The 24,699-nt window shown below is 65.7% G+C and carries 20 protein-coding genes; 3 read left to right on the forward strand and 17 right to left on the reverse strand.

Annotated elements, in window-relative coordinates:
- Nucleotides 1-69: 69 nt before the first annotated feature.
- The 11 genes from ACM9HJ_RS19695 to ACM9HJ_RS19745 form a co-directional block, all read right to left on the reverse strand.
- The gene (locus ACM9HJ_RS19695; RefSeq protein WP_416573466.1) at nt 70-819 is read right to left on the reverse strand and encodes a prepilin peptidase; all 750 of its coding nucleotides are present in this window, start codon (nt 817-819) and stop codon (nt 70-72) included.
- Nucleotides 807-1,544: a hypothetical protein gene (locus ACM9HJ_RS19700; protein ID WP_416573467.1), complete on the reverse strand. Its 738-nt coding sequence runs from the start codon at nt 1,542-1,544 to the stop codon at nt 807-809. Before ACM9HJ_RS19700 ends, ACM9HJ_RS19695 begins: the two co-directional genes overlap by 13 nt.
- Complete coding sequence (locus tag ACM9HJ_RS19705; protein ID WP_416573468.1) at nt 1,522-3,633, reverse strand: secretin N-terminal domain-containing protein; 2,112 nt, start codon at nt 3,631-3,633, stop codon at nt 1,522-1,524. Before ACM9HJ_RS19705 ends, ACM9HJ_RS19700 begins: the two co-directional genes overlap by 23 nt.
- Nucleotides 3,630-4,121, reverse strand: a complete 492-nt coding sequence (locus ACM9HJ_RS19710; protein ID WP_416573469.1) for a hypothetical protein — start codon at nt 4,119-4,121, stop codon at nt 3,630-3,632. The genes ACM9HJ_RS19705 and ACM9HJ_RS19710 overlap by 4 nt, the downstream gene beginning before the upstream one ends.
- Nucleotides 4,099-4,671, reverse strand: coding sequence for a GspMb/PilO family protein (locus ACM9HJ_RS19715; RefSeq protein ID WP_416573470.1), 573 nt, complete (start codon nt 4,669-4,671; stop codon nt 4,099-4,101). Before ACM9HJ_RS19715 ends, ACM9HJ_RS19710 begins: the two co-directional genes overlap by 23 nt.
- Nucleotides 4,668-5,609 carry a PilN domain-containing protein gene (locus ACM9HJ_RS19720; RefSeq protein WP_416573471.1) on the reverse strand — a complete coding sequence of 314 codons (942 nt, stop codon included), beginning with the start codon at nt 5,607-5,609 and terminating at the stop codon, nt 4,668-4,670. The genes ACM9HJ_RS19715 and ACM9HJ_RS19720 overlap by 4 nt, the downstream gene beginning before the upstream one ends.
- On the reverse strand, nt 5,609-6,244 hold the full coding sequence (locus ACM9HJ_RS19725) for a prepilin-type N-terminal cleavage/methylation domain-containing protein (protein ID WP_416573472.1): 636 nt from the start codon (nt 6,242-6,244) through the stop codon (nt 5,609-5,611). The genes ACM9HJ_RS19720 and ACM9HJ_RS19725 overlap by 1 nt, the downstream gene beginning before the upstream one ends.
- Entirely contained in the window at nt 6,241-6,603 is a 363-nt protein-coding gene (locus ACM9HJ_RS19730; protein ID WP_416573473.1) for a prepilin-type N-terminal cleavage/methylation domain-containing protein, read from the reverse strand. The genes ACM9HJ_RS19725 and ACM9HJ_RS19730 overlap by 4 nt, the downstream gene beginning before the upstream one ends.
- A complete protein-coding gene (locus tag ACM9HJ_RS19735) occupies nt 6,603-7,040 on the reverse strand; it encodes a prepilin-type N-terminal cleavage/methylation domain-containing protein (RefSeq protein ID WP_416573474.1) in 438 nt (145 codons plus the stop codon). Before ACM9HJ_RS19735 ends, ACM9HJ_RS19730 begins: the two co-directional genes overlap by 1 nt.
- Nucleotides 7,040-7,450, reverse strand: coding sequence for a type II secretion system major pseudopilin GspG (gene gspG, locus ACM9HJ_RS19740; RefSeq protein WP_416573475.1), 411 nt, complete (start codon nt 7,448-7,450; stop codon nt 7,040-7,042). The genes ACM9HJ_RS19735 and gspG overlap by 1 nt, the downstream gene beginning before the upstream one ends.
- 139 nt (nt 7,451-7,589) lie before the next feature.
- Complete coding sequence (locus ACM9HJ_RS19745) at nt 7,590-8,162, reverse strand: RHS repeat domain-containing protein (protein ID WP_416573476.1); 573 nt, start codon at nt 8,160-8,162, stop codon at nt 7,590-7,592.
- Between the two features lie 272 nt (nt 8,163-8,434).
- On the opposite strand from ACM9HJ_RS19745, the gene ACM9HJ_RS19750 reads away from it, so the two are divergent.
- Complete coding sequence (locus tag ACM9HJ_RS19750; RefSeq protein ID WP_416573477.1) at nt 8,435-12,748, forward strand: RHS repeat domain-containing protein; 4,314 nt, start codon at nt 8,435-8,437, stop codon at nt 12,746-12,748.
- Nucleotides 12,749-13,051, forward strand: coding sequence for a hypothetical protein (locus ACM9HJ_RS19755; protein ID WP_416573478.1), 303 nt, complete (start codon nt 12,749-12,751; stop codon nt 13,049-13,051).
- A gap of 77 nt (nt 13,052-13,128) precedes the next feature.
- On the opposite strand, the gene ACM9HJ_RS19760 is transcribed toward ACM9HJ_RS19755, so the two are convergent.
- The 6 genes from ACM9HJ_RS19760 to ACM9HJ_RS19785 all read right to left on the reverse strand — a co-directional run bounded on the left by ACM9HJ_RS19760 (nt 13,129) and on the right by ACM9HJ_RS19785 (nt 23,699).
- On the reverse strand, nt 13,129-14,364 hold the full coding sequence (locus tag ACM9HJ_RS19760) for a type II secretion system F family protein (protein ID WP_416573479.1): 1,236 nt from the start codon (nt 14,362-14,364) through the stop codon (nt 13,129-13,131).
- Nucleotides 14,345-16,069 (reverse strand): GspE/PulE family protein, encoded by a 1,725-nt coding sequence (locus ACM9HJ_RS19765; protein WP_416573480.1) that lies wholly within the window; start codon nt 16,067-16,069, stop codon nt 14,345-14,347. Before ACM9HJ_RS19765 ends, ACM9HJ_RS19760 begins: the two co-directional genes overlap by 20 nt.
- Before the next feature lie 177 nt (nt 16,070-16,246).
- On the reverse strand, nt 16,247-18,604 hold the full coding sequence (locus tag ACM9HJ_RS19770; protein WP_416573481.1) for a beta-L-arabinofuranosidase domain-containing protein: 2,358 nt from the start codon (nt 18,602-18,604) through the stop codon (nt 16,247-16,249).
- A 13-nt stretch (nt 18,605-18,617) separates the two neighbouring features.
- Complete coding sequence (locus ACM9HJ_RS19775; RefSeq protein WP_416573482.1) at nt 18,618-20,027, reverse strand: amino acid permease; 1,410 nt, start codon at nt 20,025-20,027, stop codon at nt 18,618-18,620.
- A 123-nt stretch (nt 20,028-20,150) separates the two neighbouring features.
- Nucleotides 20,151-21,944 (reverse strand): DUF885 domain-containing protein, encoded by a 1,794-nt coding sequence (locus tag ACM9HJ_RS19780; protein ID WP_416573483.1) that lies wholly within the window; start codon nt 21,942-21,944, stop codon nt 20,151-20,153.
- Between the two features lie 39 nt (nt 21,945-21,983).
- Nucleotides 21,984-23,699: a DUF885 domain-containing protein gene (locus tag ACM9HJ_RS19785; protein ID WP_416573484.1), complete on the reverse strand. Its 1,716-nt coding sequence runs from the start codon at nt 23,697-23,699 to the stop codon at nt 21,984-21,986.
- Nucleotides 23,700-23,997: 298 nt separating this feature from the next.
- Here ACM9HJ_RS19785 and ACM9HJ_RS19790 point away from each other — a divergent pair, with 298 nt between their 5' ends.
- Entirely contained in the window at nt 23,998-24,639 is a 642-nt protein-coding gene (locus ACM9HJ_RS19790) for a GntR family transcriptional regulator (RefSeq protein ID WP_416573485.1), read from the forward strand.
- Nucleotides 24,640-24,699: the final 60 nt, after the last annotated feature.

Genomic DNA, 24,699 nt, shown 5'->3' on the forward strand with positions numbered 1-24,699 from the left:
TACCAGGCTCGGTGATCGTGACCGCTCATCGACCTAAATCGCTAATAACATGTTAATTTTTAATGTGTTTTACCAGGAAGCCAGCATGTAAAGCACCCAGGCGATGCAGGGTCCGAAAGGCATCTCGGCCTCATGCCCCTGTCGTCGCCAGACAATCCGGAAGGCCAAGCCCGCCAGGGCGGAGCCCAGCAGCAGCGGCGCAATGCCTTCCATGCCCACCCACAGGCCGGCGACGGCGAACAGCTTCACATCGCCCAGGCCCAGGGCCTCCTGCCCCACCACCCTGCCGACGCCGTACCGGACCAGCCAGGTTCCCGTTCCCAGCAGCAATCCCGCCATCACCGCCTCCGTCCAGGGGATGGACAGGCCGGCCAGCGACAGCCCCAGTCCCGCCGGGGCGGCGATCAGCAGGCAGCCGTCGGGGATGTAACGGTGCGAGAGATCGACCAGCGTCAGCACCATCAGCGTGATGGCCAGCAGCCAGAGCACCAGCAGGTCGGGCCACAGGCCGCCATTGGCCAGGACGGGGGCGGCGAAGGCCAGGGCGGTCGCGGTTTCCACCACGGGATAACGTGCGGAGATGCCGTTACCGCAATGGCGGCAGCGGCCGCGCAGGGCCAGCCAGGACAGGACCGGCACCAGATCGGGAAAGCCAAGTGCCGTCCCGCAATGGGGACAGCGGGACCGCCCGGTGATCCAGTCCTGGTCGCGCGGCAGCCGCCAGGCGATGGCGGCAGCCAGGCTGCCCATGATCGCCCCGGCCGGAAGGGCGATGGCCAGCCCCGCGCCCAGGCCGGTTCCGGCACTCATCCAGGACATTGCCCATCCTCCAGCACGCGACGGAAGACCAGCCGCCCATCGCGCGGCGCCGCCATCACGACGCGCGACCGGCAGCGTCCGCCCGGCGTGGCGGCCAACAGGCGCAGCATGATGCCTGAGATCAAGCCATCACCGGTGGTGGCACTTCCCAATGTCTGGCTCTGCAATGTCTCAACGCCCGCGAAGGGGCCGCGGGCGGCGATGCTGCCCCATTGGCGCAGCACCTGGCGGGTGGAGGCTTCAAGGCCCGGAACCCGGTCGATATCGTCCAGGCTCCAGAAGGCTTGCTGCCCGGTGCGCGGGGCGGGGTCGTCATCGCCACGCCAGGCGGCGACGGTGCGGGCCGCCCGGCGGGCTTGTTCTCCTGCCAGACCGGTGGCGGCCAGGGCTTCGGCCATCTTTGCCTCGGGCAGGAAATTCAGGTCGATACGGCCGCTTTCCAGGCGCCATTCCACCTGGATGGCGACCCCGTCCACCTGCCTTGTGCCGCGGCGGGGCACGGTGCCGCCGCCCGGTTGCAGCAGCGCGCGCGACAGGGCTTCCAGCGCCAGATCGGCGCGGGCGGCGTCGATGGCGGGATCGGCCGCCGCCGCCAGCCGCCGCGCGGCCAGGCCGTCGCCTGTCATGCGCACCACCAGCGCCGTGCCGATGGCCAGCACGAACAGGGCGGCCAGCAGGGCGAAGCCGCGTCGCCGGGCGGGATCAGGGCCGGGGCGGGCGCGCATCGCCGGGATCCGCCAGGATTTCCAGCCGCCCCATGCTGGCGCGCAGCGCGTCCGTCACTTCGCGTGCACGCGCTGCATCGCGCACGATGACCGGGCGCAGGAAGACCAGCAGTTCGGTGCGGCCCTTGCCGCGCTTGTCGGTGCCGAACAGCTTGCCCAGCACGGGCACGTCGCGCAGATAGGGGATGCCGCTGCCCCCGCTGGTGACGCTGTCGCTGATCAGCCCGCCGAGCGCCACCGTCTCCCCATCCTGGATGCTGACGGTGCTGTTGACGCGGCGCTGGCGGATGGTGGGGCTGTCGATGCCCGAGGTGGTGGTGGTCGCCACGCTGCTGACCTCCTGGCTGACCTCCAGCACGACGGCGCCGCTGCGGTTGATGCGCGGCGTCACCTCCAGAATGACGCCGGTGTCGCGCATCTCCACGCTGTTGACCAGGGGGGCGTTGCCATTCTGCACGCCGGTCGATTGCTGGATGACGATGGGTACCTGGTCGCCCACCTGCAAGCGCGCCTTTTCGTTGTTCAGCACCATCAGCCGTGGGGCCGACAGCACCTGCACATCGGTGACGCTGGACAGGGTGTTCAGGACGACCCCGGTGTCGGGGGTGAGGAAGCTGTAGTTGAAGCCGGGGAAGGTGGGGCCGATGGTGGAGGCATTGGCGAAGCCCACGCGATTATTGCCCCGGTCCAGGAACCACTGCACCCCGAAATTCAGATCGTCGGTCAGGCTGACCTCGGCGATGGTAGCCTCGATCAGCACCTGTTCGCGCGGCGCGTCCAGCTTCGCCAGGGCCTGTTCCATGATGGCGAACTGGCTGGCGGTGCCCATGATCAGCAGGGCGTTGCGCCGCGCATCGGCAACGACGCGGACACCCTTCAGCTCATCCACCGCCTCGTCACCGCTGCCGGTATCGCTCTCGCCCCCCTCGGCGGGGACGCGCGTGTCGAGCTGCATGCCGGCCGGCAGGGTGGGAGACGCGCCGGGGGATGCGGGGCCGGTCTGCCGGCCGTCATCCGTATCTCCACTGCTGCCACCACCGCCCTGGCCGGTCAGCCGGTTCAGCGCCGTGGCCAGTTCGGCGGCATTGCCGTTCTGCACCTCGTAATAATGCATGACGCGGCCGCCATCCGGCCCCTGCCGGTCCAGCCGTTCCACCCATTGCGCGATGGGCGGCAGCAGGCCCGGCCGTTTGGTGGCCACCAGCAGGGCGTTCAGCCGGGGCAGGGGCACGAACTCCACCATCCCCTTCATCGGCCCGTCACCCAGCATCAGGGCATCGCGCAGTTCCGTCTCCAGCCGGGCCGGCTCGACATGGCGCAGCGTGTGGATGGCGAAGGACAGGCCCGCCAGCCAGTCGACATCGAAGCTGGCCACCAGGTCGGAGAAGCCCGAAACCTCCTGGCTGGTGCCGCTGACGATGAAGATGTTGCGCACGGGATCGGCCTGCTGGATGAAGCCGGCCCGCGTCAGCGGGCGCACGACCTTTTCCAGATCCGCCACGCCCACCTGGGTGACGGGGACGATGGTGGTGACGAAGCCGGCCGCCCGCTCGGCCAGCCGTCCCTGCATCACCGGTGCCTGCGCCGCCGCATCGGCCAGGGGAATGACCTGATGGAAACCGCCGCTTTCGACAATGGCGAAACCCTGGCCGCGCAGGGCCGCGTCGACGGCACCCAGCGCCTGGGCACGCGGAAGGGGGCGGCTGGTGCGGATCGTCACCTGGCCCTGGACGCGCGGATCGACGGTGTAGTTCAGGCCCAGCATGCCGCCCAGCACCGCGTCCACGGCGCTGCGTATGTCGGTATTGACCAGGTTGATCTCCACCGGCTGCCCATCGCCGACCCCGGCACCGCCAGTGCCGGCGGATCGGGTGAAGCGGCCGCTGCCGACGACCGTTTCCACCTGCGGGGCGCCGGCCACGGGTGGCGGGGTCAGCACGGTATTGCCCGACAGGGTCGGCGCCGGCGGGGATACGGGCAACCGCGCCCCGGGCCGCGTGGCCGCGGGCGGTTCGGCACACGACGCCAGCAGGCAGGCGGTCAGCAGCAGGGCACAGGCGCGCCGGGGCAGGGTGGAAGACGGGGTCATGGTACCGGTCCTGTGGCGGCTTGCTTGGCAAGGGGAAGGGTGAGAAGGCGGGTTTCCCCGCCGCGGCGCAAGGTGACACTGTCCCGGGCCACCGTTTCGACGGTCCAGTCCTGGAACGGCGATCCGGCGCGCAGCGTCACCGGCTGCTGCGTGCGCTGGTCGATGGCCATGGCCACGCCGCCGCCTGGCGTGGCGATGATGCCGGTCAGCCGCAGATCAGCCTGGGCATTATCCGTGGTGGGCTGAACGGTCTGCCGGGCGGGCGGACGCCGGCCCGGCGTGAAGGGCGGGCGGGCCAGGACGGCGCCCGGTGCCGCGCCCGTCCCGCCGGCCGGCGCCGCCGCCGGCAGCGACAGGGCGGGCAGGGGGGGCGGCGGGGCGCCATTGCCGCCGCCGGCCTGGCTGGCCAGGACCAGGGCCAGGCCCAGCAGGCCGCCCGTGGCCGATGCGGCCGGGAACAGTCCCTCAAGATGCCGGGGTCTGGGCATAGGCATCGATCTCCATCTCCAGCGCCAGGAACGGATCGTCCTGGCTGCCCACCAATCCCGCCTCCATGCCGGCCAGCAGGCGCAGCCTGCCCACCAGCAGCCGCGGCCGCGCCGCCTCCAGCGCCGCGATGGCGGCGACGGCCTGTTCCGTCGGGCCCGCCGCCGACAGGATCACGGTCAGCCGCAGCCGCCCTCCCACCGCCTCGCCCGCGCGGGCATCGATGCTGCGGATGGCCAGGCCCGCCCCCTGCACCAGATTGCGCACCTGGGCCAGCAGGGCGATCTGGATGCCGGCCGCATCGACGCCGCGATGGAACAGCGAGGCCTCGTCCGACAGCTGCTCCAGCCGCCGCGTCTGTTCGCGCAGCGCCCCCTGCTGTTGCAGCAGGGCGGCGGCGGCGGTCAACTGCCTTGCTCGGGCGGCACGCTGCTCAGCCTGGAACAGCAGCGCGTCGCGGCCCTGCTGAAGCAAAGCCAGCGGCGGCAGAAGCAGCAGCCCGCCGGCCAGCAGCATGATATAGGCGGGTCGCAGCATCGGACGCCTTGTCATGGCGCCCCTCCGGCCGCGATGGTGAACAACTCCGCCTTGCCGTCCGGCGTGGGGGTGATGGGCGTGGCGAAGCGGGCATCGGCGAAGGCCGGATGCGACCGCAGCCGGGCCAGCACCGCACCCGCATCGCCGGCCCGGCCGCGCAGGCGCGTGCCGTCCCGCCCCACGGACAGTTCCACCAGCACCGCATCGTCGGGCAGCAGTTCCGCCACCAGGTCCAGCAGGGGACCGCGGGGCGGCTGGGCCAGCAGCAGGCCGCCGGTGCGCTGCTGTTCGGCCAGGAAGGCGATGCGGTCGCGCATGTCGGCGGCTTCGCGCACGGCTGCGGCATCCCGGGCCAGCGCCTGTTCCAGCCGGTCGGTATCCCAGGCCAGATACCCGGCCCAGGCCAGGGGCGGCAAGGCGGCCCCCAGCCACAGGGCGCCGGCCAGCAGCAGGGCCCGCCCACCGGCCCGGCGCAGCCGTGCGCCGTCCAGCCGCAGGAAATCCACCCCATCCTCTCCCGCCACACCCAGCCGGTCGGGCCTGAAGCCGGCCGTCGTCAGGGTAGCGGCGGCGGCATCCAGCACGCCGCGGCGCACGACATGCACCCGCCCACCCTCGGCCAGGGGCACGATGTCCCAGGACAGCAGGGCCGGCCGCAGGGGCAGCAGGTCGGGCAGTCGCAATGACAATGCCCGCCACAGGTCCAGCGGATTGCCGGTCGGGCAGGGCTCCGTCAGGCTCAGCACGTCGGTGGGGTCCAGCAGGCACCAGAGCGGACCCGGTCCCGTCGGCGGGGCGGACAGGATGGCGGTGCCGCCGGGTGCCAGCCGCAGCAGGCGCGGATGCAGGCCCAGCCGGCCGGCCAGCCGGGCCGGCAGGGTGGCGCGGGCCGCGTCACCCACGCTATCCAGCAGCATGGCGGCCAGCAGCCGCGCTTGCGTCCCCCGTGCCATCAAATCTCCTGCCGGCATTGACCGCCGACCGTGTCATAGACGCAAAGCGGGCCCTGTTCCAGCAGCGGCCGCACCACCAGGTCGGGCCATTCCCCCATGCCGGTGCCCGTGACGCGCAGCCGCAGCAGGGAAGGCAGGCCAGGCCGTCCCGTCCAGTCGGGCATCCAGCTGCCGGTGGCGGCATCGTAATAATCCCAGCCGATGCGACCAACACCCTCGATCAGCGCCGCCTGCGCCGCCTGCCCCCCGGGCCGCAGCGGCGTGACGGTCAGGCGCAGGGTTGCCCGCGCTGTGGTTTCCGCCCTTTCCACCGCCAGATCGACCAGCACCGGCCCGCCCGGCCCCAGCCCGTCGGGCAGGCGGGTCAGCAGGCGCAGATGGTCCGGTTCCATGCGCAGCGGTTCCACCGGCGCCGTCTTACCCAGATCGGTAAGGGGGCGGGCCTGGGCGATCACGGCGCGCAGGAAATCATGCGACCGGGCCAGCGCCTGGGTTTCCGCCTGTGCCGCCGCGGCCCCGGCCGACAGCCGCCCCATGACCGGCAGCAACCCGGCGGCCCCGGCGGCCAGCAGGCCCAGCAGGGCCAGGGCCACCAGCGCCTCCACCAGGGTCAGGCCGCGCTCGCCGCTCCTCATGGCATTGCCATCGGATAGGCCTGGGCGGGCAGGCTGGCCAGGACGCGGTCGGGATCGTCGCGATGGCGAACCTCGATCCGGAAGGCCTCGACACCGCCGGACATGGTCATCGGCTCGATGCGCAGGCGGAAGGGCTGGCCCTCCACACTGATATCCAGCCGCTCCCGCGTCGGCAGCAGGTCGACACCCAGCCGATCGGCCGTGGACAGTGCCAGCCGCCAGGCGGCGGCCTGGTTCCAGCCTTGGCGGGCGGCGCGGGCCCCGGCCAAAGCCCCGTCGGCCAGCAGGGCAGCACCCAGGCCGAAAATGGCCAGGGCCAGCAGGCTTTCCAGCAAGGTGAAGCCGCGCCGGTTCCCCATCAGGGCAGCTCCGGCCGCACGGTGCCCAGCGGCCAGTCGACGCGGATCACCGCCGTGTCGTCCCCCAGGCGCAGCTGCAGGCGTCCGCCCGGCGACCAGCCGCCGGGTAGGAACAGCAGGACCGGCTCCGGCCCTGCCGCCTCCACCCGCATCTCCACCCCGGCCAACCGCCGCAGCCGTCGCCGCCGCTCCGGCGTGGCTGCCGCCTGATCCAGCTTGCGCGGGTCGAACCGCACGGGTGCACCGGTCAACAGCGCTTCCGTCTGACGCTGGCGCAACTCCGCCACGGCGGCATCGACGGCCGCATCCATGCCGGTGCCGGGCAGCCGTCCGCCGAGCCCCAGCGCCATGACCCCGCCCAACAATCCGACAATGGCCAGCACCACCAGCGTCTCCACCAGCGTGAAGCCGGCCTGGCCGGCCGGCCGATGGCCCATCACCAGCTCACCAGATCGCGGGCATCGCCCTCGCCGCCGGGTGCCTTGTCGCTGCCGTTGGAATAGAGATCATAGGCCCCGTGCTGGCCGGGGATGCGATAGTTGAAGCGTTCGCCCCAGGGGTCGATCAAGGCCTGACGCTTGCGCAGATAGGGCCCGCGCCAGCGCGGGTCGTCGCCCGGGGCGGCCAGCAGCGCGTCCAGCCCCTCCTCCTTGGTCGGATAACGGCCCATGTCGATGTAGAAAAGGTCAATGGCGGAGACCAGCGTGCCGATCTGCGCCTGGGCCGCGTCACCCTTGGCCTGCCCCAGGCGTCCGATCAGGTTGGGTGCGACCAGCAATGCCAGCAACCCGATGATAACCAGCACGACAAGGGCTTCCACCAGGGTGAAGCCGGCTTGATGGCGCATAGAGTTGGGGAGGCACAGCATTAGCTATATGACTTCTATCGGAGAGATAAGTTTTCCAGGACATAACCGTATCAAAAAAAGGCCGCGTTTCCACGGGCATTATGCAGGAAACAGAGGCCGGCTATTCAGGTCATTGGAGTTAAGGTCTATACTGACCATCTCCTTTGGGGTCACGTCCTTCAGCGTAACCATAAGTCAGATAGTGAAATAGTGGGTTCATGCCAGCTGTTTTAACATCAAGATTGGCATCCAGATATTCGTAAGTGCCAAAAAGACCAGATGGGTCTTTGTTTTGGATCCACCCCGTATTGACATAATGGTACAGCGGATTTGTTGTTATATTGTAAGCATTCTTATAGCCCTCTGTATTGAAAAATGAACTTGGATTTCTATTTTCTACCCAGCCGTAAGACATAAAATGAGTGTAAGGGTCAACACCAGCGGCTGCGACGTCAGGATTAGATCGCAAATAATACTGTGCGTCGAAACAATCGGATGTGATGGTTGGGCCGACATAAGGATTCTTGAAGACTATGCGATTGCCGGCTGCATCATATTCATACACTGCTAGCGCGCCATCAGCGTAAAGCGCACCCGTTACGCGCCCCAAGGCATCATATACGTACTTTGTCTTTCCAGCGAATGCGGGCACAGGCATCGTCGGGATGAGGGCGCCAGCGGCAGCGACGACGCATCTTCTCGATATTTTCATTTCGACACTCTGCTCCCATTAGGGGTGTGCTTGGGCGGCGTATTCTCTATAGGGGAACTTAATTCAAAAAAACACCCGTTGCAAATCATAAGAGTCACGTATATCGAAGTTGTAGTAATAAACGGCCACATTTGGGTGAACGCCATCGTACTCACAAAGCTAAATGGCGATTTGGAATATATTGAAATATAATATATTCTAATATGTACGTCATATACTTTGGTGGTAGATCGCGATCCCAGACTTCGTGGCCAATTTGTGTGAGGATCGTTATGGTTACTTCGAAATATCTGCTCATTGCCGGTTCGATGGCTGCCGCGATTCTCATGTTCAATTCAGCACAGGCGCAGTCGCTTGTAACCATTCCAGCACCGCCGGTCATTACCGCGGTCGATTCGAACGGTGTCGACCTGATCGCCGGTGCGATCACGGTGCCTGGCGAAAGCTTCAGTATCGGCGTTGAGGGTGAAGGCGGGTTGAGCTTCTCCCGCTTCCTCACACGGGATTCCTGGCGACACAACCTTGTCGGCGGCATCAATGTCGCCGGCTCCGTCTATACGGTTTCCGTGGGCAACTCGTCGGAGAGTTTCACGCTCAGCGGCGGAGTTTTCACTTCCGACCAGCGCCAGGGATCCACCCTCACCTTGAGCGGTGGCGTCTACACATTCACGATGCGCGACGGCACCGTGGCCTTGTTTTCAACCGGCACGGGCCCTTTGGCCGGGTGGTACTGGAACTGGTCCAATGCAGGCGCCATCACGTCAATGACTTTCCCGAATGGCGAGAAGCGTACCTGGAATTATAAGTCGGCGACGGTTTGTCATCCAAATCCGGCCAGCGGCGTCGGCTGTTTTCCGATTTCCCGGCTTCAGAGCGTCACTAATAATTTAGGATATCAAATTAAGTTCGAATATCAGAGCAATACGGCCACATGGGTGGCTCATGAATGGTTGGCGCTGAAATCCGTATCGGCCATTAACATGGCATACGATGCATGCGATCCGATGGCGGATAGCTGCCCGAATACAAATACGGTTGGCCCCAAGTTTACCTATACCGGGCCCACCAACTCTGCGAACGGCCCGACGGAGGCCACCGATTCGCTGGGGCGGACAACCAAATATACGTTTACCAACGGCGTTCTCACCGGCATCCGCCGGCCCTCCAGCCCTAGCGCCGACAACGTCACCATCGCGTATGACGGCACCACTAACCGCGTGGACCTTGTCACCAACGGCTCGGTTCCGACCAAGTACAGCTATTCAAGCCCGTCAACCGAACGGATCGTCACCATCGGCAGCTTGCCGATGATTTCGGGTTCGCAATACACGACCAAGCGCACGGTGAGCGTCAAGATCGCGACGTCCACGGTGACATCCGACCAGGATGGCATGAACCGCACGACCAGCTATCAGTATGATGCGTACAACCGTGTGACCCGCGTGACCCGGCCTTCGGGAGCCTATACCGGCTTCGAATACGACCAGCGCGGTAATGTGAAGAAGATGACACAGGTGGCCAGCGTTCCCAATACGCCGGCAAACATCGTGACGGAGGCCTCATACCCCGAGACCTGTGCTACTGCCATTACATGTAATAAGCCGCAGACGGTTACTGATCCCGCCGGCAATATCACCTCTTTCGAATATAGCACCGTGCATGGTGGTGTCACCAAGGTTACATCTCCGGCTGTTGGCTCAGATCAACCGGAGACGCGCCTGAGCTACACCCAGCTATTCGCCTACTACAAGAATAGCCTGGGCACGGTGATCCAGGCGCCGACCGGGGTCCACAAGCTGACCGGTTCCTCGCAATGCCGCAGCGGCGGTGTGACTTGTGCGACAAACCTGGAAACGCGGACCACGACGAGCTATGGCACCAGCACCACGGCCAACAATCTGCTGCCGATCAGCGTGACCATGTTCGGTGCCGACAATTCGGCGACCAGCACGACCTCAATCGAGTATGACAATGCCGGCAACGTGAAGAATGTCGACGGGCCGCTGTCCGGCGACGCGGACAAGACGCGCTACCGGTTCGATGCCATGCGCCAGATGGTCGGCGTCATCATGCCGGACCCTGACGGTGCCGGCCCCCGTCGCCTGCAGGCGACCCGGATGACCTACAATGTGGACGGTCAGTTGACCGTGACGGAGGTGGGGTCGATCGCCAGCCAATCGGATGCGGACTGGGCCAGCACCGGTCCCAATGGCTTCACGATGGCTCAGAAAGCGGTCGTCGATGTGGACGGCATGGGCCGACGCATCCGTGAAACCCTTTATGGTGGCAGCACGATCTACAATCTGCGCCAGTATTCATACGACAATGTCAGCCGGCTTGACTGTGCGGCCGCCCGCATGAACCCCGCAACGTTCGGCAGTCCGCCGACTAGTGCCTGCACATTGCCCGCATCGGGTGGCGATGGCAGTTATGATCGTATTACCCAGACCAGCTACAACAATGCCAATGACATCACGGCGGTGACGGAGGCCTTGGGTACCAGCGGCCTGCGGGGCACGCAACGCACCGGGATTGCCCGTAGCTACAACAGCAAGGGCTTGGTGGAAACTGTTACCGATGCCCTGGGCAACACGACCAAGTACGAATATGATAATTTCGATCGCGTGCAGAAGATCATTTATCCGGACGCCGGCGGCGCCCAGGGCAGCCTGTCCACGGATGATTTCGAGACCTTCACCTATGACGGTGCCGGCCGCGTCCATACTTTCAAGAAGCGCAAAGGTGGAGGGACCAGCAAGACCTTCACCATCACTTATGACCAGATGGGTAGGGTGAAGCAGCGCACCACGGTGTCGGGCACGGCGCAGGCCGATGATTTCACGACCAACTTCACCTATGACAATCTCGGCAATCCGAAGACCACTATCGAAGGCGGCGTGACCGTAACCTACGGCTATGACGCGCTGGGGCGGCGCACATCGGAGGAGACCACGTCGCTGGGTGTCGTTTCCTCGGAATATGATGCGGCCGGCCGCCGCACGAAGGTGACCTGGCCTGGCAATACCTTTTATGTCACCTATGAGTACGATACGGTCGGCAACCTGACCTATGTGCGGGAGAACGGGGCTACTTCGGGCGCCGGTGTGCTGGCTGCCTACAGCTACGATGATCTGGGGCGCCGTACGGGCATGACCTTCGGCAATGGGGTGACGACCGGTTATGGCTACGACGCCATCAACCGTCTCTCCAGCCTCAGCCACAATCCGGCTGGCACCGATTTCGACCAGAGCGTCACGTTCAGCTATAATGCCGCAAGCCAGATCGCCGAACGTGTGGCCAGCAACGAAACGAAATACACGCGCCCGGCACCGGCCAAGATCGACCGTTCCTACGTGATCGACCGGCTGAACCGCGTGGCCCAGGCCCGCAATCATTTCAACGGCGGCGGCGTACCCCAATATTCCACCGCCACCTTCAGCCACGACCCTGCCAGCAACGTGACCGGCGACGGGACCGTCAGCTATGGCTATGACAGCCGCAATCGTCTGATCTCAGGCAATAGTGCCACATTGACTTACGATCCGGTGGGACGTCTGGCGCAAGTCTCGAAAACCGTGGTGCGGCGGTTCCTGTATGACGGAAACAGGATCATCGGGGAGTATAATCAGTCCGGTACCTTGGTGAAGCGTTTCGTTCACGGTGTCGGCACCGACAATCCTCTGGTCTGGTACGAGGGCAGCAGCCGTCGCTCGTTGTTGGCTGATGAACGCGGCTCGATCGTCGCCTGGACCGACAGCAGCGGTACGGCTACCGCCTATACCTACGATGCCTATGGCACGCCGGGGGCGGCAAATGACGGGCTCTTCCAGTACACGGGGCAGATTTGGTTGTCCGAGGTGGGGGTCTATCATTACAAGGCCCGCGCCTATTCCCCGACGTTGGGACGGTTTCTCCAGACGGACCCGATCGGCTATGCCGACGGTATGAACCTCTATGCCTATGTCGGGAATGATCCGATCAACCGTGTCGATCCTTTGGGATTGGCTGACATGCTGCCGGAAATCGTGGTTACGGCAAATCGTCTGCAGCCCTTTGGCATGCGACTGAACTTTCAGAGCTTCGGTACCTTTGGAATGGAAGATATCGAACTGCCGGAGATCGTGATTGATGACAATGCGAAGCCGGGCTGCGACGAAAGTTTATTGGCAACCGCAAACGATCTTGCAAAATGGGGTGATGCCTTTGATTCAGTAGGCGATCAGACACTTGTTGCTGCGGGAGGCGTTTCAGTGGCAGGCTTGGTGTTCGGGGCAACGGGTATTGGCTTGCCAGCCGGGGTTACAGCTCAGGGCGTTTCAGGCGCATTGGCCGCAGGGGGCACTCTAGCCAAACTCGGCGGCTCATTTTTGTCAGTTGGTGCTCATGTCTATGCTTCAATTGCGACGGGCAATCGTTCATTCATGGGGCCAGCAATTCTGTATGCGGTCGCTGGTGTAGCACCCGTTGGAGCAAAACCTTTTAACCTAGGTCCTGTTACCTCCTACTTCCAAGATAAAATGGCAGATTCTGGTTCTGAATTTGCGGGCTTCGGGAATATTCCTGCAAATTGCGGAGAGGTGAAATAAATGACTGAAATGACTATGTTTTTTGTGCTTATGGTCTTCGTGTGGAGTGGCGTAATGATGCGCCACTTGCCTTTTAATGCCGTTGCGGTGATATCAAAAAAGAAGAAACGATATAAAAAATCGATCAAGGCTGATATAGGATTCTCAATGTTCTTTGGGTTTTTTACATTGATACTTACTGTTTTTGCGTTGACCAATTGGCTGCCCGCCAACGTCATGATTGGATTTTTATTGATATCTTGTTGTATTAGCCTAGTTGTCGTGGGGTTGGGGTTACAGGAAGAGAGTGATCTAAATAAATGATGGCTTGCACTTTATCCCCATATTTAAGAGGGGTTATTTTAAAATTAAATTATATCTTGCCAAAATTTATTCTGTAATCACACTGCAATCTCATTGATGCTCATGATCCCGGAGATCAGCGCCGCGAAGATCACCCCGATCAGCCCGCCCAGCACCAGCGTCAACCCCGGCACCAGCAGCGCCAGGAACCGTTCCAGCGCCGTGGACCGTTCCCGTTCCAGCAGCTGGGCCAGATCTGACAGCGCGCGGGGCAGGGCCGCCGTCTGCTCGGCCAGGGCCATCAGCCGGGTCAGCCGCTGCGGAAACAGCGGTTCCGCCGCCATGGCCCGGCTCAGCGCCGCACCACCGCGCACGCGGTCGCGGATGCGGGCGGCGGCGGTGGCCAGGGCGCGGTTGTTCAGGCAGGTGGTGGCGGTGGCCAGCGCATCGGCCAGCGGCACGCCGCCCGTCAGCAAGGCGGCCAGCGTGCGGGTATAGATCGCCACCTCCGCATCCCGGATCAGGCGGCCCAACGGTCCCGTCCGGCGTAGGACCCAACTGTCCATGGCCAGCCTTGCCGCCGGCCGGCGGCGCAGCCGGACCAGGGCCAGCCCGCCCAGCGCGGTGAGCAGCAGCAACCAAGGACCATTCTCGCCTAAGAACCGTCCCGCGGCCAGCACGGCGGCCGTGCTGGCCGGCAGGCGGGTGTTGCTGCCTTCGAACAGGCTTTCGAACTGCGGGATGACGTAACCGGTCAGCAGCGCCAGCGCCGCTATGGTCAGGAAAGTCACCAGGGCCGGATAGATAAGGGCGGAGACCAGCTTCTGCCGGAACTTGGCGCGGCTTTCCTCCAACTCCGCCAGATGGGTCAGGCTGACGGCCAGGCCGCCGCCCTGTTCGCCGGCCGCCACCATGCCCTGGCTTTCCGGCGGGAACAGGGGACCGTGCGCCGCCATGGCGCGGGCCAGCCCCTCGCCGGCGCGCACGCGTCGGCGTAGATCCGCCACCAGGCCGCGGGACAGGGGCCGTCCCATCTGCTCGCCCACCAGCCCCAGGGCCGGTTCCAGCGCGATCCCCGCCTCCAGCAGGTTGGCCAAGTCGCGCAGCAGCGCCAGCCGCTCCGCGGCCGTCAGGACAGGGGCACGGAACAGACCGTGCCCGCCGTCCGCGGTTGCGCGCACGGGCCGCAAGGCCAGCGGCGACAGGCCGCGGGCCCGTAGCAGGTCCAGGGCCGCCCGTTCGCTGCCGGCCGCGACCTGCCCGCTCTCCCGCGTGCCGTCGGCGCGCAGGGCCTTGTAGCGGAAGGATGCGGCCTCACCCGGCCTTGGCGACACGCATCACCTCCTCCGGCGTCGTCAGCCCGGCCAGCACCAGTTCGGCACCGGCTCTTGCCAGCGTGGGGAAGCCGCGTTCGGCCATGGCGCGTTCCAGCCGGTCGGCGTCGGCCCCTTCGCGGATCAGCGCGCGCATCGTCTCGTCCACGGGCAGCCATTCGGCCAGGGCGCGGCGCCCGCGATAGCCGGTACCACCGCAGGCGGCACAGCCTTCGGCCCGCGCGATGGTCCGCGTGGCGGTCGGCAGGCCAAGGGAAACGGCATTGTCCGGTGTCAGTTCCCGCGTGCCCTTGCAATGCGGGCAGAGCGTGCGGACCAGCCGCTGCGCCAGCACGCCATTGATAGTGGCCGACAGGAGATAGGGATCGACCCCCATATCCATCAGCCGGGGCAGGGCGCCGGCGGCACTGTTGGTATGCAGGGTGGACAGCACCAGATGGCCGGTCAATGCGGCCTGCACGGCGATGGCCGCCGTCTCTCCGTCGCGGATCTCCCCCACCAGGATCACGTCCGGATCCTGGCGCAGGAAGGAGCGCAGGACATGCGCGAAACTCAGGCCGATGGCCGGCTTCACCTGCGTCTGGTTCACCCCGTCCAGCATATATTCGACCGGATCCTCCACCGTCAGGATCTTGCGGCTGGCCGCGTCCATGCCGCGCAGCCCGGCATAGAGCGTGGTCGTCTTGCCGCTGCCCGTGGGGCCGGTGACCAGCACGATGCCATGTGGCCGGTCCAGCTCCGCCGCCAGCGCCCGTTCCACCGCTGCCGGCAGGCCCAGCCCGTCCAGCCTGGTACCACCACCGCCGGCCTGGTCCAGCACGCGCATCACCACATCCTCGCCATGGACGGTGGGCACGGTGGCCAGGCGAAAATCGATGTCGCGGCCTTCATAGGTCTGGCGGATGCGGCCGTCCTGGGGCAGGCGGCGTTCACCGATATCCAGGCCTGCCATCACCTTCAGGCGGCTGACCAGGCCTGCCGCATCGCGCCGTGGCAGGGTTTCCGTCTCGCGCAGCAGGCCGTCGACGCGGTAGCGGATCACCAGCCGGTCGGCCATAGGCTCGACATGGATGTCGGTGGCGCGCAGCGACAGGGCCTTCTGCACCAGATCGCCCACCTGCCGCACCACCGGCCCCTCATTGGCCAGGTCGCGCAGCCGCTCCGCGTCGCCTTCCAACAGGTCCGGGGCATCCTCCCCCATCGCCGCCGTTTCCGCGGGCAGGATGCGGGCCAGCAGCGCCTCGATCTCCCGTCCCGTGGCGATGGCCCATCGCGGCTCCCGGCCCAGGGCGAAGACCAGAGCCCGGCGCAGGCGCGGGTCCAGCGGATCGGCCAGCACCACCTCCGGCATGCCATCAGGCCCCGGCAGGGGCAGCACACGATTGGCGCGCAGGAAGGCGGGGTTCAAGGTCTCGTCAGGGGCCGCCGTCACCATCGCCGCCAGCATGGCAGCGCTCCGCAGCGGCAGGCCCAGCGCCGCGGCATAGGCGGCGGCCATCGCTTCCTCCGGGATCAGGCCCAGATCCAGCAGGGTGCGGTCGATGCGTGCTCCCCCCGCGGCGCGGGCGCGGGCCAGGGCGGAGGCCGTCAGTTGACCCTGTCCGGACAGCAGCGCCAGCACCTGATGGACGGGGTGGTCGGCCCCATCGGACCCGGCCTGGAAGTGCGGTGCCTGTGCGGATGCTTCACCGGCATTGGCCATCATCTGCCGTCTCCCACGCGCACCGACTTTAGAGAATGTTTCCAGTCATAATCCCTTATCGGTCGATGGGACAAGATTTTGCTGCCGCCGGGACCGGCGCTGATCGCCGATGATGATGGTGAACCGCGCACCCCATCATCGTCGGCGATGTCTTCCGGGACGATGCCTTCGAGTGTGTGCCTATGCCGGCTTGTCAGCGAACAGGCGCACACCGAAGGCGGGGCCGGCCGATACCCCGGTTTCCGGCTCGAACCGAATGCGGATGCTGTCCTTGCCCTTGGTCAGGGCTTCGGGCACCCGATATTCCCGGTCGAAGAAGGCACCGTCCTTCTCCGCCTTCAGTTCTTCCTTCGCGATGGGAGTGCCGTCGACCAGGATGGCGAAGCGGCGGTTGCGCTCGCCCCCCCAATATGTCGCCTGCAGCACCAGCGGGCCCGGCCGCGTCTTCATGGTGAATTCGAAATAGCCGCCGGACCGCGCATCGCGCCCGTTGCGGCCGCGATAGACCACGGGATAGGAGATCTTGGCGTCCAGCGCATGATCACGCTCGGCCTGCATCTCGCCCAGATGCATCACGTCGGCCGATCGGTCCTGCAGGTCCTTCAACCTTGCCTGCTCCGCCTTGAAATTCTCCTGCTCCACCTGCCACTGGGCGTCGGTGAAGCGGCGGAAATAGACGGCGGTGTTGCGTTCATGCTGGAAGGTGAAGGGCCGCAGGGTCAGGTCGGCGGGGCGCACGACGCCCTGTGTGCGGAATGTCGCCTCCTCCCCCGCCGGCTGCACGGCACCCAGCAGGTCGGACCCGACCAGGACGGGCGGCAGGCCCTTCCATTCCTCGGTGGCGGGGCCCAGGTCGCCGGCCAGGACCAGCGGGCCATAGAGCAGGGCCACGGTGTCGGGATCGTCCACCGTCGCTTCCATCCGCACCGTGCGCGGCAGGGTCAATTCGATCCGGTCGCCGGCCTTCCAGGCACGGGACAGGCGGATATAGCCCTCGCGCGGGGTGGCGTCCGCCGCCTCGCCATTGATGGACAGGCCGGGATTGCCACACCAGCCGGGCACGCGCAGGACCAGCGCACCCTTGCCGGCCGCCTTGGTGACGGTCAGGGTGACATTGTCGCTGAACGGGTACGCCGTCTCCATCCTGAGGCCCGGCGTATCAGCGCCGGGGGCCAGCGTGGAGGCGATGTAGAGATTGACCGTCACATCCGGCCCGGACTTCCAGTAGACGGACTCGCCATGCTTGGCATGGCTTTCGATGCCGGTGCCCACGCAGCACCAGAAATCCTCGAACGGGCTGGAGAATTCGCGGTGGGTGCCCGACATCAGCGGCACCATATAGGCGAACATGCCGGTGCGCGGGTTCTGGTGCGCCATGATGTGGTTGAGATGGGCGCGTTCGTAATAGTCGAAATACCGCGCCTCCGGCATCCCGGCATAAAGATGTCGGGTCAGCTTCAGCATGTTGTAGCTGTTGCAGGATTCGCAGGTCTGTTCGGTGATGTGCTTGGACACCGACCGGGGCGCCTGGAAATATTCACGGTCGGCATTGCCGCCGATGACATAGGAATAATCCCGCGTCACCGTTTCCCAGAAGAAGCTGGCGGCCTTGCCATGGCGTTCGGCACCGGTGATCTCATGCAGACGGGCCAGGCCGATCAGCTTGGGGATCTGGGTATTGGCATGGATGTTGGGCAGACAGTCGACACCCTGGCTGAGCGGCACCAACACCTTGCGGTGATAGATGCGTTCCGCCAGCGCCAGCCAGCGGCGGTTGCCGGTGCGCACATACAGTTCGGCGAAGCTCTCGTTGATGCCGCCATGTTCGCAATCCAGCACCTTTTCGACCTGGTCGTCGTTCAGGTCCGTGAACACGCCATCGATATAGGCACCCAGCTTTTCCGCCACCGGGACGGCGCCGTGCAGGCCGCAATAGCGGTCGGCATCCAGCAGGCCCGCGAACAGCTTGTGCCAGGTGTAGAGCGGGACCCAGCAGCCATTCAGGTCGAAGCCGCGTGAGCGGATATCGCCCTTGCGCACCTCGTCGAAGACCAGCTTGCCATGCTCCACCTTGTCGCCGACCTTGCGGGTGAAGCCGGCGACGAAGCCGTCGGCACTCTGCGCCTGGCACAGGGCCAGTTCGTCGATGATATAGGCCAGCCGGCGCTTGCATTCCCCGTCGCCCGTCTGGGCATGCATCAGGGCCAGCGCCGTCATGTAATGGCCCAGCGTATGACCGGCGATCGTGTCGCTTTCCCAGCCGCCATAGACGGCGCCCTTGGCCGGCAGCCCGGCCTGGGTGCGGAAATTATGCAGCAGCCGGTCGGGTTCCAACTGGTGCAGGTATGTCCGGTTGGCCTCCACCGCGGTCAGGAACACCGAAGGCAGCAACCGCACGCTTTCCAGCGGGAAGGGGACGGATTTGGGCTGAAGCTTGCCGGCGAACGGCATGGCGCTCACCGGTGTCGTGCCCAGCAGCAAGGCGGCGGGTGCCGCACCCAGCAGCAGCCGGCGGGACAGGGGACGAAAGGCGGACATGGGGGTGTTCCCTTCAGGCGGAGGCCAGCAGGCTGCGCTTGCGGCCATAGGCGAGGTAGATGGCGATGCCGATCAGGTTCCAGATGGCGAAACGGACCAGGGTGCCCGTGGGCAGGCTGATCATGAAATAGAGGCAGCCGATCACGGCCAGCGGCGCCACGATCCACACGGCCGGGCAGCGGAACACGCGTTGCAAATCGGGCCGCGTGCGGCGCAGGACCATGACGCAGACCGATACGGCGATGAAGGCCGTCAGCGTGCCGGCATTCGACAGTTCGGCGATCTGGTCCAGGCGGAAGAAGCCCGCCACCAGCGCCACGAAGGCGCCGACCAGCAGGGTCAGGCGCAACGGCCCGCGCCGCTGGGCATCGAGATTGCTGAGCGAGCGGGGCAGCAGCCCGTCACGCGCCATGACGAAGAACACGCGCGTCTGCCCGAACATCATCACCAGGATGACGCTGGGCAGGGCGATGATGGCGGCGGCACCGATGCCGAACGCCGCCGCCGGGTGGCCCAGGCTGCGCAGGATGAAGGCCAGCGGCTCCCCACTGGCCGCGAATTCCGCGAACGGCCAGGCGCCCACGGCGCAGGCCGCCACCAGCATATAGATCAGGGTGCAGACCACCATCGATCCGATGATGCCGATGGTCAGGTCGCGCGCCGGGTTCTTCACCTCCTCCGCCGAGGTGGAGACGGCATCGAAGCCGAAAAAGGCGAAGAACACGATGGCCGCCGCCGCCATCACCCCGCGCACATGCCCGTCCACGCTGTGCGCGGAAAAGCCGTAGGGCATGAAGGGGGTGAAATTCTCCGGCATCATGGCGGGGGCGGCCAGGCCGACGAACACGGCCAGGGCCAGGATCTTGATCACCACCAGCACGATGTTCAGCGTGGCGCTTTCCTTCGCCCCGCGTGCCAGCAGGGCGGTGACGGCCAGGGTGATCAGCACGGCCGGCAGGTTGACGATCCCGCCGCCATGCGGGCCGGAGATCATCCAGGCCGGCAGATGCACGCCCAGGCTTTCCAGCAGTCCGACCATATAGCCCGACCAGCCGACAGCCACGGCGGCGCAGGTGACGGCATATTCCAGCACCAGGCTCCACCCCACCAGCCAGGCCAGGCCCTCGCCCAGTACGGAGTAGGTGTAGGTATAGGCGCTGCCGGCGGCCGGCATCAGGGTCGCCATCTCCGTATAGGTCAGGGCCGCGAAGACGCAGAGGATGCCGCAGGCGGCGAAGGCCAGGATGACGGCGGGTCCCGCCCGCTCCGCCCCGATACCGGTCAAGGTATAGATGCCCGTGCCGATGATGGCCCCGATGCCCAGCGCGATCAGATGCGGCCAGCTGAGCGTGCGTTTCAGCTGGCGCGCCTCCTCCACATGCGTCAGCGCATCCAGCGCCTTGCGCCGTCCCCAGAAAGTCATGCCTTGCTCCTGTCTTCGCAATTGGCCGGTTTGTCGGCCTTGTCGTGATTTGACTGTTGGTCGATGCCGAGGATCGGCGGGCATGAACGGGGGCCCTGTGATCTCCTGTTCATGCCCGCGGCTTTATTTGCCCGCTTCGGTGATCCATCCGTCGATGCGCTGTTCCAGCATGGTCATCGGCATCGGCCCGTCATTCAGCACCAGGGCGTGGAACTGCTTGATGTCGAACTTTGCCCCCAGCGCCTTTTCGGCACGGGCGCGCAGTTCGGAGATTTTCAGCTGCCCGATCTTGTAACCCAGAGCCTGGCCGGGCCAGGCGATGTAGCGGTCGGTCTCGCTCTGGATGTTCTTCTCGGCCAGCGCGCTGTTGTCGCGCAGGCAGTTTGCCGCTTCCTCGCGGCCCATGCCCTTCCAGTGGATGCCGACATCCATGACCAGACGGCAGGCCCGCCACATCTCCATTGACAGCATGCCGAACCGCTCATAGGGCGTGGTGTAGAGCCCCATCTCCGCCACCAGCTGCTCGGTATAGAGCGCCCAGCCCTCGACGAAGGCGGTGACATCGTCCTGGCGGCGGAACTGCGGCACATCCTTCAGTTCCTGGGCCAGGGCGATCTGCAGATGGTGACCGGGCACGCCTTCATGCGCCACCAGGGCCGGAAGTTCATAGAGCGGGCGCATGTTCAGGTGCGAGGTGTTGATCATCAGCCCGCCGGCGATGCCCTGTTCCGGGCTGCCGGGGTGATAGCGGCCGGACGTGTAGCCCTCCTCGATCTCCGCCGGTACCGGGCGCACGCCATAGGGCAGGCGGGGCAGCAGGCTGAAATATTCCGGCAGCTTGTCATCAATGCGCTTGGCCAGCCGACTGGACTTCTCCAGCAGCTGTTCGCGCGAGGTCGCATAGAATTGCGGGTCGGCACGCAGGAAGGCCAGGAACGCCTTGAAATCGCCCTTGAACCCCGTCTCCTTGATGACGGCGTCCATGGCGGCACGGATGCGGGCGATTTCCGTCCGTCCCAGTTCGAACACCTGATCGGGCGTCAGGCTGGTCGTCGTCTCCCGCTTCACGCGGTAGGCGTACCAATCCTTGCCGTCGGGCAGGGATGATGCGCCCAGCACGTCGCGCGATTTCGGCAGATATTCCTTGGCGAAGAAATCCACCAGGGCGGCTTCCGCCGGCCTCACCTTGCCCTTCACGATCTCCAGCCCGCGTTTCAGCAGCGCTTCGCGCTCCGCCGCCGGGATGGTGGACGGCAACTGCTTCAGCGGCGACAGCAGCGCATGGTCTTCCGGCTTCACCTCGGCCAGGGTTCTGGTCATGCGCACGCCGGCATCGGCGATCAGGCGCGGCTGCATGAAGCCGGTCTTGATGCCCCGGCGCATATTGGCCGTCTGCGTGGCGTAATAGGCGGGCAAGCCCTCCATGCGGACCAGATAGGCCTCCGCCTCCTCCTTGCTGCGTAGGCGGGTGCCCTCGGCGATATAACCGGGGACGTTGAAGAAGCCGCTGTCATTGTTGAAGGGGATGCGTTCCTCGTCGAAGCGCGCCCCCTCCAGGTCCATGTTCAACCGGCGCAGCAGCAGGGTGCGGTTGGTGGCATCGGCGCCGGCCAGGGCCGCACCGGGAATGGCGTCCAGCCGGTCGCGCAGGGCGGTGACGGCGCGGGTGCGCTCGGTCACGGCCTGGGGGCTGTCGTCGGGCCAGCGCGTGGCCGCCTGCTTGTCCCCGCGCTGCGCGGCACCGATCGGGTCCAGCTTGTTCAGCAGCGCATCATAATCGGCCAGCACGGTGCGCAGGTCGTCGGCGGGGGCGGCCAGGGCCGGACCGCAGGCGCCGGCCAGCAGGGCCATTGCCAGACCGGCACCGATGGCGCGGCGGCGACGGGTGCGGAATGCGGCCTGTATGGAAATGCTCATCTTTTTGTTTTCCCTGTTCTCGAACGTGTGGTTTTGACGTCAAGGGGTGGCGGTTTTGCCCCGGACCCGCTGTTCCAGCAGGTCCAGCGGCAAGGCACCCGCCGATAACAGCAGATCATGAAAGGCGCGCAGATCGAAGCGGGACCCCATCCGTTCTTCCGCCTCGCGCCGCAGGGCGACGATCCGCATCTCGCCCAGCTTGTAGCCCAGCGCCTGGCCGGGCCAGCCGATATAGCGGTCGGTTTCCCGATAGGCGCCGTCACGCGACATGCCGGTATTTTCCAGCAGGCAGGAGGTGGCCTGGTCGCGGGTCCAGTCCATCGCATGCAGGCCGGTATCCATGACCAGCCGGCAGGCGCGCCAGGCCTCCATCGACAGGCGGCCCATCCGTTCCGCCACGCTGCGATAGATGCCCATTTCCTCGCCCAACCGCTCCGCATACAGCGCCCAACCTTCGACGAAGGCGGTCACATCATCCAGGCGGCGGTAATCGGGCAGGTCGCGGTTTTCCTGTGCCAAGGCGATCTGCAGATGGTGACCGGGCACGCCTTCATGCAGCAGCCAGGCGGGCAGGCCGGCCAGGTCGTTGCCGGCCCCGCCGCCATAGATGACCGCACCCGCCACCCGGGTCTCCGGACTGCCCGGCAGGTAACCCGACGAGATGCTGTCCAGGCCCGCCGGTTTCTGGCGCACGCCATAGGGCAGGCGGGGCAGGGTGCCGAAATAGCGTGGCAGCAGATATTCCGCCCGCTTGGCGATCTCCGCCGCCCGCCGCCCGTAATCGTCGGCATCGATGGCGCGGTTGGCCGGATCGGCGCGCAGGGCCAGCAGATAGTCGCGGGCTGATCCGGTGAAGCTGCTGTCGGCCAGCAGCCGCGCCATCTCCCCCTTGATGCGGGTGATTTCCGCCTGTCCCATGGCATGGATGGCGGCCGGTTCCAGCGTCAGGGTCGTATAGCGCCGGATCTGGAAGCTGTAATAGCGGCCCTTATCCAGTGAACCCGCCCCCAGGCTGGCCCGGGCGCGGGGCAGATAATCCTGCTGGAAGAAATCCGCCAGCCGTGCCTGGGCCGGGCGGACCTTGTCACGGATCAGCGCCACGGCCCGCGCCCGCCATGCGGCCGCGGGTTCGCCGGCAGGCAGGTTGGCAAACGGCAACAGCAGGGCGCTGTCTTGCGGCGGTTCCGTGGCCAGACCGCGCAGGACGCGGGCGGCCTTCTCCACCGTCTGGGCCGGCTGGGTGAAGCGGTCGCGCATGCCCCGGCGCATATTTTCCGTGTGCATGTCGAAATAGGCGGGAATGGAAGCGATGCGGGCCAGCCACGCCTCCGCCCCCTCCCTTCCGTTCAGCACGGTCATGGCGGCCTGGGTTTCCGGCAGGGTGTAGAAACCCTCCCCATCCTGGAACGGGATCCGTGCCTCATCAAAGCCCAGGCTTTCCAGGGCGATGTCCACCTGCCGGCGCATGATGGCATGGCTGAGCGCGTCCGTTTCCGAAAGGGAACCGGGTGCCACCCCGTCCAGCCGCTGCCGGAACGCCGCCAGTTCCCGTTGACGCGTGGCCATCGCTGCCGGACTGTCATCCGGCCAGCGCGACGCGGCGGCGTGGTCGCCCCGCTGGCCGGCGGCCAGCGGATCGGTGCGCGCCAGATAGCGACTGTAATCGGCAGAAAGGTCCCGCCAATCCTCCGCCCCCGCTACCGGCACCAGCATCAGCAGGGCCAGGAACAGCAGGGCGATCCGGGGCGGGGCCATCGGGGGACGTCCAACGGCCAAGGTCATTCCTCATATGATATGATGAATGGTATTTCGTATACTTTAGACGAAATTGACGCCTTTGCAATCCCGAAGCCTGTCGGTGCCGAATTTTGGCGGGTACGGTTAGTATCTTGTTTACCAACAAAAAACCGGGAATCAGCCCAAACATTCTTTTGCAGTCGCCCCGGGAATCCATGACAATCGAACAGCGACCGGACAGGAATTGGTGCGTTGCGCGTGTCAGGAACGCCGGCCCTCAGACCTGGCATCCGGCCTTTTCGTGAAATGGGTTCAAATGAGTATCGTCGTCAGATCGCTCTCCGACCAGACATACGACATTGTATGCCGGCAGATACTGACAGGGGTCATGGCGCCCGGCGCCCCGGTTCGCCAGGATGTCATCGCCACGGAACTGGGGATCAGCAAGATCCCGCTGCGCGAGGCGTTGGGGCGGCTGGAACAGGACGGGCTTCTCTCCTCCTATCCCAATCGCGGCTACATCGTCCGCCCGCTCTCCGCGGATGAGGCGGATGAGATTTTCGCCCTGCGCCTGAAGCTGGAACCCGGCGCCGTTGTCGATGGCGCGCGCTGGGCACAGCCGTCGGATCAGGCGGCGGCAAGGCTGGCGCTGGCGGCGCTGGAAAAGGACCAGGGTGCCGATGGCGGCGACCATGTCACGCAGAATCGGCTGTTCCATCTGTCGCTGATCAAACCCTGCGGACCCATCACCTATCAGCTGCTGTCGCGGCTGCATATCCTGTCGGAACGCTATGTCCGCCGCCATCTGGAACCCAAGGGCCGCGAGGAGCGGGCACGCCGGGAGCACCGGGAAATCCTGGAAGCCTGGCTGGGTGCCGATCTGCCCCGGCTGGAAAAGGTGCTGGCCTCCCATATCGAAGGCACGATGATCGACCTTCGGTCGGAACTGGCGGGTTAAAGAAATGCCCCGCCCGGATAAGGCCGGGCAGGGCAGTTTTCCCCTCTGGACGTGGGAAGG

The sequence above is a fragment of the Niveispirillum sp. KHB5.9 genome, from assembly GCF_048066115.1.
GTDB lineage: Bacteria > Pseudomonadota > Alphaproteobacteria > Azospirillales > Azospirillaceae > Niveispirillum.